The 16668-nt window shown below is 39.7% G+C and carries 12 protein-coding genes; 7 read left to right on the top strand and 5 right to left on the bottom strand.

The features are described 5' to 3' along the window. Positions 1 to 119 precede the first annotated feature (119 nt). The 5 genes from B2X33_RS03125 to hslO all read right to left on the bottom strand — a co-directional run bounded on the left by B2X33_RS03125 (position 120) and on the right by hslO (position 5977). Complete coding sequence (locus B2X33_RS03125) at positions 120 to 947, bottom strand: M15 family metallopeptidase (protein WP_296667582.1); 828 nt, start codon at positions 945 to 947, stop codon at positions 120 to 122. Between the two features lie 5 nt (positions 948 to 952). Further along, positions 953 to 1279, bottom strand: coding sequence for an STAS domain-containing protein (locus B2X33_RS03120; protein WP_296021490.1), 327 nt, complete (start codon positions 1277 to 1279; stop codon positions 953 to 955). A 16-nt stretch (positions 1280 to 1295) separates the two neighbouring features. After that, the gene (locus tag B2X33_RS03115) at positions 1296 to 3461 is read right to left on the bottom strand and encodes a PP2C family protein-serine/threonine phosphatase (protein ID WP_296667580.1); all 2166 of its coding nucleotides are present in this window, start codon (positions 3459 to 3461) and stop codon (positions 1296 to 1298) included. Positions 3462 to 3472: 11 nt separating this feature from the next. Continuing rightward, entirely contained in the window at positions 3473 to 4879 is a 1407-nt protein-coding gene (locus B2X33_RS03110) for a PP2C family protein-serine/threonine phosphatase (RefSeq protein WP_296667578.1), read from the bottom strand. A gap of 123 nt (positions 4880 to 5002) precedes the next feature. Then, a complete protein-coding gene (gene hslO / locus B2X33_RS03105; RefSeq protein WP_296021508.1) occupies positions 5003 to 5977 on the bottom strand; it encodes an Hsp33 family molecular chaperone HslO in 975 nt (324 codons plus the stop codon). A 169-nt stretch (positions 5978 to 6146) separates the two neighbouring features. Here hslO and B2X33_RS03100 point away from each other — a divergent pair, with 169 nt between their 5' ends. The 7 genes from B2X33_RS03100 (at position 6147) to B2X33_RS03070 (ending at position 16482) form a co-directional block, all read left to right on the top strand. Then, positions 6147 to 7679, top strand: a complete 1533-nt coding sequence (locus tag B2X33_RS03100; protein ID WP_296667576.1) for a monomeric [FeFe] hydrogenase — start codon at positions 6147 to 6149, stop codon at positions 7677 to 7679. A gap of 185 nt (positions 7680 to 7864) precedes the next feature. Further along, entirely contained in the window at positions 7865 to 8848 is a 984-nt protein-coding gene (locus B2X33_RS03095; protein WP_296667574.1) for an ABC transporter substrate-binding protein, read from the top strand. After that, the gene (locus tag B2X33_RS03090) at positions 8845 to 10272 is read left to right on the top strand and encodes an ATP-binding cassette domain-containing protein (RefSeq protein ID WP_296667572.1); all 1428 of its coding nucleotides are present in this window, start codon (positions 8845 to 8847) and stop codon (positions 10270 to 10272) included. Before B2X33_RS03095 ends, B2X33_RS03090 begins: the two co-directional genes overlap by 4 nt. A 48-nt stretch (positions 10273 to 10320) precedes the next feature. Further along, positions 10321 to 13215: a DNA polymerase I gene (gene polA / locus B2X33_RS03085; RefSeq protein ID WP_296667569.1), complete on the top strand. Its 2895-nt coding sequence runs from the start codon at positions 10321 to 10323 to the stop codon at positions 13213 to 13215. A 12-nt stretch (positions 13216 to 13227) separates the two neighbouring features. After that, positions 13228 to 13848: a dephospho-CoA kinase gene (locus B2X33_RS03080; protein WP_296667567.1), complete on the top strand. Its 621-nt coding sequence runs from the start codon at positions 13228 to 13230 to the stop codon at positions 13846 to 13848. Between the two features lie 68 nt (positions 13849 to 13916). Then, positions 13917 to 14843 carry an SPOR domain-containing protein gene (locus tag B2X33_RS03075; RefSeq protein ID WP_296667563.1) on the top strand — a complete coding sequence of 309 codons (927 nt, stop codon included), beginning with the start codon at positions 13917 to 13919 and terminating at the stop codon, positions 14841 to 14843. Between the two features lie 175 nt (positions 14844 to 15018). Next, positions 15019 to 16482, top strand: coding sequence for a hypothetical protein (locus B2X33_RS03070; protein WP_296667561.1), 1464 nt, complete (start codon positions 15019 to 15021; stop codon positions 16480 to 16482). Positions 16483 to 16668 lie beyond the last annotated feature (186 nt).

The following is a 16668-nucleotide window of genomic DNA, read 5'->3' as shown; positions in this document are numbered from 1 at the left end:
CCTGTTCAGGCTCGCCGGCATTCCCTTTGCAAACCCAGCCAGATTTTTTTTCGATGTAGGAAATCGTGCCGATGCGCAAAAGCTCGTGGTCGTCAACAATGTAAAATGTTTTTGCCCAGCTAATTGTCTTCCCATGCATCCAGAAATTCCATCATGAACTGCTGGACATCGCCAAACCATTTTTTTTGAAATTCGCAGGCTTCAACTCCTATGTAGCGAAAATGCCAGCTTTCCCAGCGATAACCTGTTATATCTTCATATCCGTTCGGAAAACTCAAGCTCCAGCCGTATTTTGCGGCATTCTTGTAAACCCACTGCCCCGGAACTGTATCTGCAAAGGCGTCATCAACCGGAGCAAAATCCAAGGCCATTCCAAGCTGATGCTGGCTTGTTCCTTCGCGCGCACTTTCGCGTTCTGCTTCTTCAAGTCCGTCAACTTTTACCCAATATACAAAAAGATTTTTCTGATATTCGTAGGAACGGTAAGTTGAACTTACAGTCAGCGTAATTCCATCATTTTTTGCAGCCTGAGCAAGAACTTTTAAAGCCTCAAAACTTTCTGGACGAAGGCTCAAATTGTTTTTATTGATTGCAAATAAATCGTTTTTTTCAAGGTGAACTAAATTCTTCGGTTCATAATCAGCGCCAACCGCATGCCGCTTGTCGATTAAATAAAAAGGACTTAAATCTTCCGAAGAAAAATTTTTTCTGCTTTCAAGAACGCGATGCAAATCTGCCAGGAATTCTTCAGGATTTCCGTTTGGAATTACATTTTTTGCACGTTCGCTCATCGAAGAAAGAACCCTGTTCAATTTTGCAAGCTCTGGATTTTGAGCCTGCAAATTTTCGGTTGCTGCAGGTTTGTTTTTTTTCTGTCCGCAAGAAACAAAAATCCCGCAAAAAAACAGCAAAATTGCGCACAAAGAAGAGAAAACTGATTTTTTCATAAGAGCTAAATAACCTCGGTTACTGAATGTATAAAATAGAAAGTATCGCTAAAACCTGTGTCATCTAGAGCCTGGCGCACAACCGGCGAAGGATTCATTATATAAAGACGGTGATCAAATTCTTCAGCTTCGTTAAATCCACCCATTATAAGACCGACTCCCGCAGAATCAATCGCTTCGACAGAAGAAAAATCAAGCACAAGGTTAGAATCGACAACAACTGTATAAACCTTGCCTTTCAGTTCGTCAAGAGTATAAGAATTTACGACACCGACAAGTTCATAAAGAACGTAATTTGCACCGAATTTTTCAACAACTTTTAAGGCATCCATTTAGATTCTTCCTCCGTTAATTCTTATTTGCAAGACGCTTGATTACAAGAATCGAAACATCGTCATCAAGTTCTTTTGCAAGAAAATCAGCCGCAGAATCGTACATTGTGCGAGCCATCACATTTGCCATGCAGGAAGTATTTTCTGTAATCGAACGCTGGATTCGCTCTTTTCCGTAGGTTTCACCGCGCAGAGATTTTGAATCGATAAGACCATCGGTACAGGTAACGATAACATCGCCTGGATTCAACTTTACTTTTTTTACTTTTATGAGTTTTCCAATATCCTTTGCAAAACCAAGAACACGGCCTTCACCTTGAATTTCAATTACGTTGTTATAAGATTTTGTGTACAAAAACAGGGCTGGAACTCCGCAGTTAATGTAATACATTGTGTCATCATTAAAATCAAGCAGCGCAAAAACGCCTTCAAAGAACGTTCCTTTTGGCAAATTGTAGCGGATAAACCTGTTTACTTTTTCAACAAGAAGCTTAAAATCACGGGTTTCCTGCAAGAATGTGCGAATAATCGACTTAATGATTACCATGCTCATAGAAGCAGAAATTCCTTTCCCGCTCAAGTCGCCCAAAATAAAAATATGCCGCGAATCAGAAAGGCGGATTAAATCGACAAATTCGCCGCCAATATTGTGCGCATGTTCCATAATGTAGCCGGTATCGTATTTTGGATTCTTAATTGGATCCATGTTTTCCTGAATGGAAGTAATAATCTGGCTTGACATACGGATTTCGCGGTTTACAGTTCCGACAATTGCCTGATTTGAAATATTGCGCATGTAATAACCGAATACAAAAAAGTAAGAATAGAATTTTGTAAACGTGATAAAGTCGTAGTCAGCGTAGATGTTTCCGCCGGCTTTTTGACCAAGGGTAATAAGACCGACAATGCGGCGGCCTTCTGCAAGAAGAATTATGGCTTCAGAAGAAGTATCCGCAAAAAGTTTTAACAGCTCATGCTTGTTGCGTTCAAAAAGATGTCCGTTATCAACCTGACTTTTTAAAACAACCATGCGGTTTTGGTTGAGCATTGCGTCAAAAACAGCATTTTTTATGTCGAGGGTGAGTTCCGGACTTCCGTTTTGCTCATAAATCGCCTTGAGAATATTTTCGCTTTCTACAAAAACGTGCATTTTCGACAGACCAAGGTTGTGAATAAAAATATTCTGCATATCGTGAACAATTTTTTCCGGATCTTCACCATAGTCGAGCTTAGATAGCTGCTCTTCAAAAACTTCAGCATACTGGAAAGAGCGGAAATACTGTTTTTTCGCAAGGAATTTCGAAATTTGATAAGAAATTGTAATACAGACTACAATTACAATGCCGATTTCCAAAAAGAAGACAAAGTGCGACAGGGCAAATTCCGGCCACAAACGCGGAAAGAAAATTCCAACAACAACGGCAGGAGCAAGATAGCAGGAAATAAAAGTAACAAAAACACCGACTACATATTTTAAATCGTACAGAAAGTTCTGATGAGAATTATAAGAAAGGAGTACCTGAATAACTGCGACTGCAACAAAAACAAGAGAAGAAAACATTGGAACGCGCCCGCAGGCCTGCTTGATTACCCAAAAAGAAATCCAGCCGGCAACAAGCGCAAGCACGTTCAAAAGCGACTTCTGCATGTTAAGACGGTCATCGCGGTTTTCTGCACGCAAAATCATAATTAAAACGGAAAGAACAGGACATCCAATCAAAAGAAGCGCCTGAAAAACTTCAAACCAAGTTACAGGAAAATAGTTTGTAAGCTGTCCTTTAAAAAGAGGCTTAGAATCAACGCTTAAACCAAGAAATTCTGTAATTGTAATTCCGGTAATCTGAGTAAAGACAAACCAAACAGAAACCAGAACCAACCCCCATTTTATCGTCTTTACAACAGCTGGACGGTTATAAGAAGGAAACAAAATACAGTAAACACAAAAATCAATTGAATAAACTGTTGCCGCAATAAGAGCAAGGCGGAAAAACAGAAGAGGCATTCGGTCTGATGCGTAAAAAGTAGACCATAACATAAGAGCTATTGCAACACAAGAAACTGCAAGATAAACGCACATTGTCGTAAGAGGATTATTTACGTTTTCTGCAGAACGGTGATCGATATAAAATGCAAGGCCAACGGCAAAAGCCGCCATTACAAGGTTTAGAACAACATAAATCATAACAATTTCTCCTAGCCCTGAAGTTTTGCAACGAGCATTGTAAGGTCATCGTGAAGGCGAGTATCCGCATTATAACTAAAAACAAGATCCGTAATATCTTTTATGAACTCGCGCGGCTCTTTAGAGGCGCTTTTTTTTATCGTATCAGTAAATAGCTGTGTATCACCCAATTCAACTTTGTCCGCATTCATAACTTCAGAAACACCGTCACTTGCCATCATAATAAGGTCTCCGGAAAAAAGACGCTGTTCGCTTACTTCAACTTCGTCAATAGGAATAATTCCGACAATCGGACAGTTTGAAGAAAGAGATTTTATTCTATAGCCGTCCGGAGAACGGGTTACAATAATCGGATCGGACATAGAAGCGTTTACATAGCGAATTGTCATTTTTTGAGTGTCGATGATTCCAATGAACAAAACAGTATATTTATCCTGAAGGTGCATGTCTTTAATGGATTTGTCGATCGCCATAATCATGCCCGGCAAATCTTCCTTGTTTTCCTTGATTTTTACCGTGTTCATTACAAGTCCCATGACGAGGGCCGCCGCAAGACCTTTTCCAGAAACGTCTCCAAGCATTACAAGAGTTTTGTGCTCGTCAATCGGAAGAACCGTATAATAGTCTCCAGAAACATTTATCAGCGGACGGAAATATGCGGCAAGTTTAACCCTGTCAACTTCCGGCATTCTCTGCGGCAAAAAGGCACGCTGAGTTTCTGCAAGCTGCTCCCATTCCTTTGAAAGCTCAGAAATTTCAGAAAGACTGGAAATAGTTTCCGCGCGCAGCTGAAAACGTCCCAATTCCTCGTAAAGCCTTGGAAAAACTTCCATATCAAAATATTTTGTGTAACGACAAAAAACAAAAAAATGAAAACCCTTAGACGAAATGAAAAAACCCCGCGACTTACGGCTTTTAGAAACAATACCGAAATTGTCGCCTAAAAAGAAAGTTCCCTCTTCCCAGTCAATCGAATAATTTCTTTCGAGCAGTTCCATTCTCGCAGGATCTGAACTAAGCCGGTTTGGTGAATTGTAGAGAACGTAATTTGTCATACGGTTAATGTACAAAACAGAACAGTCGGCCTTTACTTCCAAAACATCTGCAATCAGGTTGTAAAAATCTTCCATTGAATAGCACAGACGCAGCTTATCGGTAAATTCCGTCAAAAAAGCAGTTTCGCCGCTTCTCATCGTGCTTTTTTCAAGATGCAGACGAACCATCGAATAAAGCGTACTTGCAATCATGATTAAAACACAGAACAAAACCGCAGTTACGGTCGTAGGAAACGTATTTGAATAATCAACAAAGTCGTTAATTTTAGTCTGCGGCACAAGAAAAACAGCCAGAGAAAGAAATATCAACGAAAGAAAAATATAAACCAGAGTAAGACCAATTCGTCTACGCGCTTTAAACATACAACCCTCTTTTCGACCAGACAAAAAGCCCAGAGTTTCTATTTAATTACAGAGCAACCTCAAAATATAAATTTTCAGAGGCTTTCTATCGTCAGTATCGGCAGATTCTTACAGAATCATAACTTACACAAGCATCGATTTTGGAATTTTATAAGTTGAACCGCAGTTGTGGCAGACAATTTCCAATGGATCAGGATCGTTTGCAAGAATATCGGCAAGTTCATTTTTTGGAAGAGCCTTAATCTGCCGTGCGTAATACTCTGCGCTGCAAGGACAGTCAAAAATAATTTCGCGGCTCAAAACTGCCGTCGGATTAAATTCCCTGAAAAGTCCGTAAATTACGTCTTCCATGTCGCCACCGTCGCTAAACCATTTTCCAATTGACGGCATTGCGCTAAAGGCATTTTCAACCCTTATAAGGAGCTCCTCATCTTCATCATCCTTTGAGTCAATGTCGTTTTCAACCTGCTCAGTTTTTACAGAAGATTTTCCGCCTGCCTTTGGAAGAGCCTGAAGAAACATTCCGCCTGCTCCAATTACACGTCCTTGTCTGTCAAACTGGATGCTGGTGTTAAAAGCGGTGTGAATCTGCTCACTCTGAGCAAAATAATGAGTCAAATCCTTTGCAATGTTTTTGTAGAGAATTTCTGTCATTCCAACCTGCGGAGCCTTCATTCCCTCGCCCATTCTCCGGACAGTCAAAGTGCCTTCTCCAAAAAATGGAGCAAGATCCCAGTTTTCAAGAGGTTTTTCGACAGGAATTGGATTTTGAAGCAAATGTCCACGCACATATCCAGAAGAATCCGCTTCAACTCCAAAACCAACGGCAGGACCGTTAGACTCGTAGTGCAGAGAAACGTGTTCCCTGCCTTTCATCGTAGGAATCATAAGCGCTGCGCAAAGTTCAGCCTGGCCAAGCACGAGAGTTTCAAGAATTCCAAGATGCTGGTTGGCGCGCATTTGATTCACAAGCCGGGTTCCATTCAAAAAAGCGCCGCGCACCCGGCCGTCAGCCATAACAAAAATAGTCATTTCGTCTTTGTGAATAGACTTCAAGTGTTTTAACAATTCTTCATCTTTAATTTCTTCTCTAATCATAAGATGTATTATATCAAGAACAAATTTCTTCCGCATCACACAATAGGTAAATAACATTCGGTTTAAATAAAATCAAAGCATTTTTTAAACAGTTTTTTCAAATATCGTTTTATAAAAACTTCAAAGTCTTAAAAAAAGTGATACACTATAAAATAATGAGGTAACTTTTATGCTTAACACAAACAACAACATGGCAATTCTTAAAAAAAATGTCCTTGCCGAAATTGTAAAATTGCAGTTAGAAGGAAAACTTTCAGATTCAAAAACAGTCAGCCAGATTGAACTTATTCCAGAAAAAGTTGTTCCAGACGGAACAATTCCTGTTACAGGCTCGCTCGAAAACGACAGAAGCATTGTCCGTGCCCGCATCGTTGCAGACCTCGGATTTTCACTCGAAGACTACGACCCTCAAAAGCCGCTCGCAGATTACGTAAAGCAGGCATTCCGCCGACAAAAACCAACTTGGCCGGTTTTAACAATGTACAAAAACGCCTGCAACGCTTGTGCAAAACCTCATCACTTTGTGACAGACGCCTGCCAGGCCTGTCTTGCCCGTCCATGCAAGATGAACTGTCCGCGTCAGGCAATTGAAGTTACCGGCAGGGCAAAAATCGACACTTCAAAATGCATAAACTGCGGTCTCTGCCTAAAAAATTGTCCATACCACGCAATCATAAAAACAGTTGTTCCCTGCGAAGAAGCCTGCCCGGTCGGAGCGATTGCAAAAGATTCGGAAGGAAGGGAACAAATCGACTACGAAAAATGTATTTTCTGCGGAAAATGCATGGCAAACTGTCCCTTCGGCGCAATGATGGCAAAATCCCAGCTTTTTGACGTTATAAAAAACATAATGGAAGGCAAAAAAGTAGTCGCCATGTACGCGCCTGCAATCGGAGCACAGTTCAAAGGCTTAAAACCCGGACAACTCAACGGCGCTCTTTTAGAGGCAGGATTTAGCAAAGTCTGGGAAGTTGCCGCCGGAGCAGACATGACAGCCGACAGCGAAGCCGAAGAATTTTCAGAAAGGATGAAGAGCGGAGACAAAATCATGACAACAAGCTGCTGCCCGGCCTATGTACGCGCCGTTCAAATCCATATTCCCCAGCTGGCAAAATGCGTTTCCGAAACAAAATCTCCAATGATTTACACAGCCATGCTTGCAAAAAAAGCCGATCCAGACTGCGTTACAGTTTTTGTCGGTCCTTGTCTTGCAAAAAAACGCGAAGGCATGGATTCAGACACAGTGGACTATGTTCTTACAGTTGACGAAATAAACGCTCTCTTTGCGGCAAAACAAATCGAACCTTCAAAATCTCCGGAAAAACCAGAAAAATACGTTCCTACAGTTTCCGGCAGAAATTTTGCAAAAAGTGGCGGCGTTGCACAGAGCGTAAAAATTCGCCTCAAAGACCAGTCAATTCTCCGCCCGCTCGTAATCAACGGACTAACAAAAGACCAAATAAAAATTCTTTCAAATTACGGAAAAATCAGCGCAGGAGAACTTCCTCAGCCAGAAAACTGCCCTAATTTAATCGAAGTTATGGCCTGCGAAGGAGGCTGTATTGCAGGTCCAGGAGTAATCACAAACCCAAATTTGGGCAACGGACTTTTAACTCTTTATGCAAATTCCGGCTCAAAACCAGATGCAGACGGAATTCCTAAAAAAGCCGACATGGAAAAAATTGCAAAAGAGCAAATTTAAAATTTGGACGAAGACTTCCTAAAGTACCGCATATTTTCTTGCTCCGAAGTTCCAGTCCATTCAAAAACCGGCTTTTCGCGGTTCCGCTTCCGCTTCATTTTAAGGCGACGCTTTCGCAAAAGCGCAACCGCCGCCTTAAAACGCCTTGCGCCGCTGCAATCCGGCGTACATTTACGGAGTTTTTTATGAAAATTTTCAAAAATTTAAATTCACAAAAAATAAAGAAAATTTTGACAGTTTCTGTTATTTTATCATCAGTTTTTTCAACATTTGCAAAGCAAAAACAAGTGCGCATAGGAGTTCTAAACGGACCTTCTGCAATTCCATGCGCTTATTTAATAGAAAACAAAAACAGTTCCGAAGTCAAAAATCTCGCCTTTGAAAACTGCGCTTCTGTTCAAACAGAACTTCCAAAACTTTTAAAAGGAGAGCTAGACATAGGTTTTCTTCCTCCAAACATTGCTGCAAAAGTCTTTAATTCTTCAAACAAAAAAATCGTCTGCCTTGGAGTTACAGGAAATGGAAACCTTTATCTTCTCTCAAAAACAGGCTTTCCGCAAAATTTTTCTCTGGAATCGCTCAAAGGCAAAACAGTGCAATGCGCAGGACAAGGCGCGACTCCCGAATTCATTTTAAAATATCTGCTTTCAAAAAACGGACTGAAAAATCAGGTAAATCTGGATTTTTCAATTCCTAACGCAAACATCGCCGCGGCCTTAATCTCGGACAAAATCGAGTTTGCTCTCGTTCCGGAACCTTTTGCAACAGTTGCCCAGACAAAGTCTCCGCAAGTCAAACGCATTTTAAATATTCAGGCAGAATACGAAAAACTTACAGAAAAAACTTTTCCAATGACGCTTTTAGTCGCAAATGCAGATTTTGCAAAAAACAACAAAAAGCTCATAAAAAAAATTGCCGCTCTCTACGCAAAATCGAACGAGTGGACTGTAAAAAATCCAAAGGAAGCAGGAATTCTTGCAGAAAAAGCAAATTTGGGGTTAAAAGCGGCTGTTGCAGAAAAGTCAATTCCGAACGCAAATTTTATCTGGCAGGATTCGCTGACGGCAAAAAAGCAGATTGAATCAATTCTTTCTGTTTTTTTACAGGAATCTCCGCAGTCAACCGGAGGAAAACTTCCTGACGACGATTTTTATTTTTCTCTAAAATGAACAAAAAAACTGTAAATTTTATTTCAATCCTGAGTTTCGCATTTTTGTGGCAAATTTGTGCCGTTCTTGCAAAAAATCCTCTCGTTTTTCCGACATTTACGGCAACTATTTCTAAATTTTTTGAACTGTGCGCGACACGAGACTTTTGGCAGAGCACGCTTTTTTCTTCGCTCCGCGTTTTTGCGGGCTTTTTTATCTCTGTTTTTTTGGGAATTACTGCCGGAGTTCTTTCCGGAATTTTCCCGCTTTTTAAGGCATTTATAGCTTTTCCGCTTTCCTTAATCCGTTCAGTTCCTGCAGTCTCGTTTATTTTGCTTGCGGTTTTTGTATTTAATTCAGATTTTGTGCCGATTTTTAGCGCAGTTTTAATGGCTTTTCCGGTTATGACCGCTGCTGTAAGTTCTGGACTTGATTTTAACGCAGAAGACAAAAAACTTTTTTTTATGGCAAAAGTCTTTAAGCTCACAAAATTTCAAAAAATCCGTTTTATCGTCCTTCCAAAACTCCAGAATTTTATCGAAAGCGGAATTTTTTCAACTTTTGGAATGAGCTGGAAAGTTGTCGCCGCAGCAGAAGTTTTGAGCATTCCAAAAAAAGCGCTCGGAGCAATTTTACAGAATGCGCAGGTCCAGCTCGAAAGCTCAGCTCTTCTTGCAACTACAATTATGCTCGTTTTTCTTTCGTTCGCCTTTGAAAAAATTTTGCATAAAGCGTTTGACAGACTTTTTTTGACCCTGACTTCTCCGGATTTTTCAAAAAAAATATCAAAAAACAAAAAAACAGAATCTTTTCAAAAAAAATCTTGCGAAAAAAATCAAACAGAACAGAATTCAACTTCTGTCAAAATCAAAAACCTTACGATAAAAAAAGGCAATAAACTTTTATTTGAAAATTTCAATTATGAATTCCAAAAAAACAAAATTACGGCAATTCTTGCGCCGAGCGGAAGCGGAAAAACAACGCTTTTGACGCAAATTGCGCTTACAAACCCGGAAGTTTCGTTTTTGTTTCAGGAACCGCGGCTTTTGCCTTCTCTCACGGTTTTTCAAAACGTTTTTCTGCCTCTTTTTAATATTTTCGGAGCAAAAAAAGCAGAAGAAATTGCAGAAAAATATTTAAAAGCCACAGGATTATTTGAGCGCAAAGACGAAAAAACTCAAAATTTGAGCGGCGGCGAAAAACAGAGAGTTGCAATGGCCCGATCGTTCGCTTTTCCGTCAAAAATTTTGCTTTTGGACGAAGCCTTTCAGTCGCTGGACGAAAAAATCAAAAAATCCCTCGAGCAAACCCTAAAAAAACTCTTGAGCGAAAGTCCAAAAACAGTAATCTTTGTAACGCACGAAAAATCAGAAGCAAAGGAAATTGCAGACATAACAGTCGAAATGGAAGGCCGGCCTCTAAAAATCAGTTCAAGTTTTTCTTAATAACATTTATACTTTAATAGAAAAAATTTTATTTTAAGGTAAACACGAATGGCAAATTTTATTGACGAAAACACAGTTTTTATTCTGGACAGCTACGGTTTAATTTTTAGAGAATATTATGCTTTTTTTAGCCGGCCGCTGACAGATTCAAAAGGACAGAACATAAGCGCAGTTTTTGGTTTTTTTAGAAATTTAAGCATTTTAATAAAGAATTTTAAGCCAAAGTATTTTATTGCGGCAATGGACAGCCGGACGCCGACTTTCCGGCATCTTGCATACAAAGATTACAAGGCAACAAGGCAAAAAACTCCGGAAGAGCTAAAAGCGCAGTTCCCAATGATTGAGGAATGTTTAAAAGTGCTTGGAATTCCAGTTTTGAGAGTTGACGGCTACGAAGCAGACGATGTAGTTGCAACAATTGCAAGGCAGTGCGACAAAAAAGGACAGCATTGTCTGATTTTGAGCGCTGACAAAGATTTGCAGCAACTCACAAACCAAAATATTCACATGCTGAAGCCAGACAAGGTAAAAACCTGGGCAGAAGCAGATGCGCAGGACGTCGAAAACGAATGGGGCTTAAAGCCAGAAAAAATACTTGATCTTTTAAGCCTTACGGGCGACAGCGCGGACAATGTTCCTGGAGTAAAAGGCGTTGGTCCAAAAACTGCGGTAAAACTTTTAAACGAATACGGAAGCCTCGAAAAAATTTACGAAAACGCAGACTCGATAAAAGGAAGCATTGGCGAAAAAATCCGTTCGGACAAAGAAAACGCCTTTCTTTCAAAAAAACTGATTACTCTTGAAGAAAATGTTCCAATTGAAGAGCTAAAGCCAGAATGTGAAGACTGCCTTGAAAATTTTAAAATAAAAAAACTTAATTTAGAAGAATTTTGCAGCGAAATGATAAAACGCGAACTTCCGGCACTGGCAAAAACATATTCTGAACTCAGCGAAAAAACAGCAAAAACCGAGAAAACTTCCCCAAAAAACGAAAAAGATTCCGAGCAAAAAAAACAATTTTCGCAGGTTGCAACAGAAATCAAAAAAAATAGGGGCGATTATTCTGCATGCACAGATTTGCAGGCATTAAAAAAATTTGTAGACGAAGCTCTAAAAACCGGAACTGCCGCATTTGACACAGAAACCGACAGCCTCAACACACGCGAAGCAAATTTAGTGGGATTTTCTCTTGCGTACAAAAAAGGAAGCGGAATTTACGTTCCTTTGATTTTGAACGAAGATCCCCTCTTTGCTCCGCCAATAATCTCAAAAAAAGACGCTTTTGAACAGTTAAAGCGAATATTTTTTTCGGAAACAACCGTTGTAATGCACAATGCAAAGTTTGACATTGAAGTGCTTTTTTACAACGGACTTAATCTTTTGGGAAAAAATGCGTTAGGGATCGCCGCGAGCGCCCCCGTCGAGCAAGAGCCCGACCCGGCGCAAAGCGCAGGGGAACGTCCGGATTTTAAACTTTGCGACACTATGGTTGCGGCTTGGCTTTTGGAACCTGACAGAACTGGAAAATCTCCTTTTGCGCTGGAAACTCTGGCAGAACAAAAACTGGGGCTTAAGGGCACGGAATTTGAAGAAATTGTCGGCAAAGACCAGACTTTTGCAGATGTAAAAATCGACGTTGCGGCAAAATACGGCGCGGAAGATTCTGATTTTACGCTGCAGCTTTGGCAACTTTTTGAAAACGAATTAAAAAGCTCAAATCTTTGGGAGCTTTTTGAAAAAATGGAAATGCAGGTTCTTCCAGTTCTTGCAAAAATGGAAATTGACGGAATTCATTTGGATTCTACCTGCCTTGCAAACTACGAAATTGAACTGAAAACCCAGATTTTAAAGGCAGAAAAAGAAATTTACGCTCAGGTCGGACACGAATTCAATATTGCTTCGCCAAAACAGCTGAGCGCGGTTCTTTTTGACGAAAGAAAACTCAAGCCGGGCAAAAAAACAAAGACCGGATACTCGACGGATACGGACGTCTTGGAATCTTTGCGCGAATTTGACTGCGTTCCTGGAATGATTTTGGATTATCGGGCAAAGGCAAAACTTCTTTCGACTTATGTTGAAACTTTGCCGAAAATGGCAGATTCTTCCGGAAGAGTTCACACAAATTTTATGCAGACTGGAACTGCAACAGGAAGACTTTCTTCAAAAGACCCGAATTTGCAAAATATTCCGGTTCGCTCGGAAGAAGGACGAAAAATCCGTTCGGCTTTTACAGCGCCTCAGGGAAAAGTCTTGATTTCGGCAGATTATGCTCAGATTGAGCTTGTAATCCTCGCCCATTTAAGCGGAGATGAAAACTTGAGCAAAGCGTTCAACGAAGGAACCGATGTTCACAAGTCGACGGCCGCCTTGATTTACGGACTTCCGATGGAAAGCGTAACGGCAGAAATGCGCAGAAATGCAAAAACCCTCAACTTCGGTTTAATGTACGGAATGGGCGCTTTTTCGCTGGCAAAGGACTTGAAAATTTCAAGAACCCAGGCCTCAGAATTTATTGCAAACTATTTTATGGTCTATTCGGGCGTGCGCAATTTTTTTGACAAAAACGTTGAACAGGCAGAAAAAAACGGTTTTATCGAAACGATTATGGGACGCAGACGGTGGATCCGCGGAATAAATTCTGCAAACAAAATGGAAAAAGAAGGTGCAATCCGCATTGCAAAAAACAGTCCAATTCAAGGAAGCGCGGCAGACATTGTAAAAAAAGCGATGATTGACGTTTCTAAGGCGCTCGAAGAAAATCCGACAGGAGCAAGGCTTTTGCTTCAGGTTCACGACGAATTGATTTTTGAATGTCCAGAAGGCCAAAAGCCGGTAAGCGACACAATCGCCCTTATAACCGAAAAAATGGAACACGCAGTTCAGTTGAATGTTCCTTTGAGAGTAAGCGTAGAAAGCGGAAAAACCTGGGGCGAATTCCACTAATTTTGAAAATTTATGAAAAAAATTGTAAAACTTTCTGACAAAAATTTTTTTTTAAAATTGATTCCTGACTCGCCGGAAATAATCTGTCTTTGCGGACAGATGGCGGCAGGAAAAAACTATGCCGCTCAAAAACTATGCTCGCAAACTGCGGACAAAAAATGCGTTTCCCTAGACCTCGACAAGACAGTACATCTTGCAATCGAAAAACTCACACCGCAAATTCTCCAAACCTTTGAGAAAGACGCAAAAAAAGCAAAAATCGAATTGCAAAACAAAGACGGCAGCCTCAACAGGCGTGCGCTCGGCGCCTTGATTTTTGCGCAGCCGGACTTGCTAAAAAAACAAGAAGACCTCGTTTATCCGGAAACTGTCCGCCTTGCAAAAGAATTTATCGCGCAGAATAAAAACAAAACCATTTTTCTAAACGCGACAGTCCTTTACAAGACGCCGCAACTTTTGGAGCTTTGCTCAAAAATCTATTTTGTCACTGCACCATTCATAAAACGCCTTATACGCGCAAAACGCCGCGACAAAATGCCTCTCAAACAGATAATAAAACGTTTTAAAACCCAAAACAAACTTCTTTCCGAATATAAAAAAACAAAACTTCCAGTCATCTTCATAAAAAACTAAACATTTTTTTTGAAATTCCGATAAAAACTATAGTGAAAAAATTGCACTGTATCGGGAGCTAAAATATTATGGAACAGAAAAAAACTTTATGGATTGTCGCTGCATCAGGTATATTTTTATTGGTAGTCGCAGGCGCTGCCCTTTTGCTTTCCTTTCAAAAAACAGGCGCATCTCAAACTTACTCAAATCCTGCTGACGGCTGGGTTTCTTCTGCAAAAGTTCCAGATTCATCAATTTTTGCAGAAAACAATCAGACATTAAACAGCAACTCACAGACCACAGCTCAGGATGCGGTTCAGCCTTTGCCGCAGTCAAACGCAAATGCAATTGCACAGACCGGCATTGAACCTCAAAAACAGTTCGCTCAAAACACAAATCAGCAGAACGAAAGCTCTTCTCCAAACGAAAATCCAATCAACGCAAAAAATGTAACCGTATTTACAGACAGCGCTCTCGTTTATGGAACAGGAACAACCACAACAATCGACTTAAATGCGCTCAAAACAAACCCAAATGCCGTTTCGCAGGTTACACCTCAAAACATTTACACGGCAGAGCAGTTAAACGAAAATAACAGAAACGAAAAAGCGGAAAAAACAGCTGTTCCGCAAGCTCAAACAGAATCAAAGCCAAAAACAACCGCCGTTTCAAAAACAGTTTCAAAAAAAGAAACTCCGGCAAAAAAAGTTACAGCAACTGCAAAATCTGTTTCAAAAACCGCAAAATCGGCAAAAACCACAGCGCAAAAACCAGTTTCTTACTGGATTCAGGTGGGCTCATACGAAGCAAAAAAATCCGCGGACGAAGCGCGCACAAGCCTCGAAAACAACAAAATTCCGAACGAAGTGTTCACTTACAACGACGCAAAAGGAAAATTGTTCTACCGTGTACGCGTCGGACCTTACACAACAAAAAGCGAAGCCGAATATTGGCAAAAACGCATTGCCTCGACAAATGAATTTGCAAAAATAAACAGCTATATAGTTCAAAATTAAGGGCGGCTGGGGCAATTCTTGCCCCACCATGCTTTCCGGGGCTACGACCAAACGCAGGCGTTTGTTTGCCTCCGGCCCCCCTCCAATCATTGCCGCAAAATAAAATTCCCGTTTTTTTTCAAAAATATTTCCAAAAAATTGTCAAAAATTAACATTCATCTCAACTTATATTGTGATGAAAAGATTATTTCTATTAGGTTTTATTTTACAAATATTTTTTCCAGCTTTCGGAAAAGAGCCTCAATTCAATTTTGAATTAAAATCCAGCGGAAACTTTTATTTTTCTGCAAACGAACAAAATTCTTTTTCAGGTTCAGGCGGAATTCTGGTTAACTTCGGTTCAATTTTTTTGAGAGGCTTTGTTTCTGTTCCAAAAAGCGAATTTTCAGAATTTTCTTCTGCCTTTAAATCGAAAAATTTTAATTCGATTTTTTCAGACAGACGCTGGAGCGCAAATTCAACTCTTTTTAAAAACACAATTCCTTTAACGCTTGCCGCAGGTTCAATCAGTTTTTCAAAATCGATTGGACGCTTAAAAAATCCTGTGCCCGCAATTTCGTCAAATCCTGTTCAAAAAAGTTTTCCGGTTTCGGCAGGAATCGGCTTTTCTCTTCCGACTATTTCCTCAACCGAAAAGCCGCCCGCCTTTTTCTGCAGTCTGGATTTTTTTAAGAAAAACATTCCGTTTTTGGTCCAGGCAGCGTTCAGATACGAAGACCGGGCGGCTTTTTTTAGCGCAAAAACAAAAATTCATTTTTCAAAAAAAATATTTTTTCAAAGCCACATAACTTTTTCTTCAACAATTCTGGAAAATAATTCTTCGTATCTTAAAAAAAACAACTGTACTTTTACAAGCCAAAGATGCAATTCTTTTTTCTGGGAAAACTTTTTCATCTCGCCTTTTTTTAAATTCAATTTTTATTCATGTTTTCAGCAAAATCCTTACGGAATCAACGCTTTTTACTTTAATTCAAAAATAAGACTTTCAGCGCAAAATTTTATTCTTGATGCTTCTTTTTTTGCAATTCCGACAACAAAAATTTCTCCAAAAGCGGTTCCGCTCATTTCTTCAGATTCGTCAATCATAAAAACGGCAGAGCAGGCTTCTTTAAACCCGCAGCTTGTTTTTCTTACGAAAGGCGGAAATTTGCTCAGATTCGGCATAACTGCCACCGAAACATGGAAAATTGCCGGAACAAGCGAAGTTTCTTCAATAAATATTGCAAAAATTGCGGCAGGCTTTATCTTTGAAAAACCAAATTTTTCGTTCAAATCGAATTTTACCGGCGGAAACATTCTTATTTCTGGAAATCCGCCTTCAAAAAGTTCAATTCCAAATAAATTTTACGAAATTCTGTTCGGCATATCAAAAACTTCTCCGAATTTTTCAAAAAAATTTACTATAAAAGGAAGACATTATCCGTCTAAAACCGAAAATGACAGCGTAAAACAAGAATTTTCGCTAGATTCTTCAATATCGCTCGGAAGAAAACGCAACATAAGAATTTCTGGTTCGCTCGCTTCAGTTTTATACAACGGAACAAAAGACAGCAGCACATATTCTCTGTCCGCCGCCTGGAAAATTAAAAAAAAGCACTTTACATCATCAATAAAAATCACATTCAAACAAAAAAACTAACAACAATTGATTATTTTTTTTAGCGCAAGGTTTTGTTTTTAAGGAATTAAAGTAATTTTTACTTTTTACCAATTGAATAACGTACAAAATTCAGTTATATTGTTTTAATCTACCGTTATCTTGAAATCATTATATATGATAAATTTTTAAACGGTTTTTAAATTGTAAACTTTTTTTTGAGAGGTA

It is taken from the genome of Treponema sp. UBA785 (genome assembly GCF_002297065.1).
Taxonomy (GTDB): Bacteria; Spirochaetota; Spirochaetia; order Treponematales; family Treponemataceae; genus Treponema_D.
The sequence above is the reverse complement of the archived record's forward strand: the minus strand, read 5'-3'. Positions and strand labels throughout refer to the sequence as shown.

Coding starts and splice junctions, on each gene's coding strand:
- B2X33_RS03125 (WP_296667582.1), bottom strand. CDS start 947: ATGAAAAAATCAGTTTTCTCTTCTTTGTGCGCAATTTTGCTGTTTTTT.
- B2X33_RS03120 (WP_296021490.1), bottom strand. CDS start 1,279: ATGGATGCCTTAAAAGTTGTTGAAAAATTCGGTGCAAATTACGTTCTT.
- B2X33_RS03115 (WP_296667580.1), bottom strand. CDS start 3,461: ATGATTTATGTTGTTCTAAACCTTGTAATGGCGGCTTTTGCCGTTGGC.
- B2X33_RS03110 (WP_296667578.1), bottom strand. CDS start 4,879: ATGTTTAAAGCGCGTAGACGAATTGGTCTTACTCTGGTTTATATTTTT.
- hslO (WP_296021508.1), bottom strand. CDS start 5,977: ATGATTAGAGAAGAAATTAAAGATGAAGAATTGTTAAAACACTTGAAG.
- B2X33_RS03100 (WP_296667576.1), top strand. CDS start 6,147: ATGCTTAACACAAACAACAACATGGCAATTCTTAAAAAAAATGTCCTT.
- B2X33_RS03095 (WP_296667574.1), top strand. CDS start 7,865: ATGAAAATTTTCAAAAATTTAAATTCACAAAAAATAAAGAAAATTTTG.
- B2X33_RS03090 (WP_296667572.1), top strand. CDS start 8,845: ATGAACAAAAAAACTGTAAATTTTATTTCAATCCTGAGTTTCGCATTT.
- polA (WP_296667569.1), top strand. CDS start 10,321: ATGGCAAATTTTATTGACGAAAACACAGTTTTTATTCTGGACAGCTAC.
- B2X33_RS03080 (WP_296667567.1), top strand. CDS start 13,228: ATGAAAAAAATTGTAAAACTTTCTGACAAAAATTTTTTTTTAAAATTG.
- B2X33_RS03075 (WP_296667563.1), top strand. CDS start 13,917: ATGGAACAGAAAAAAACTTTATGGATTGTCGCTGCATCAGGTATATTT.
- B2X33_RS03070 (WP_296667561.1), top strand. CDS start 15,019: ATGAAAAGATTATTTCTATTAGGTTTTATTTTACAAATATTTTTTCCA.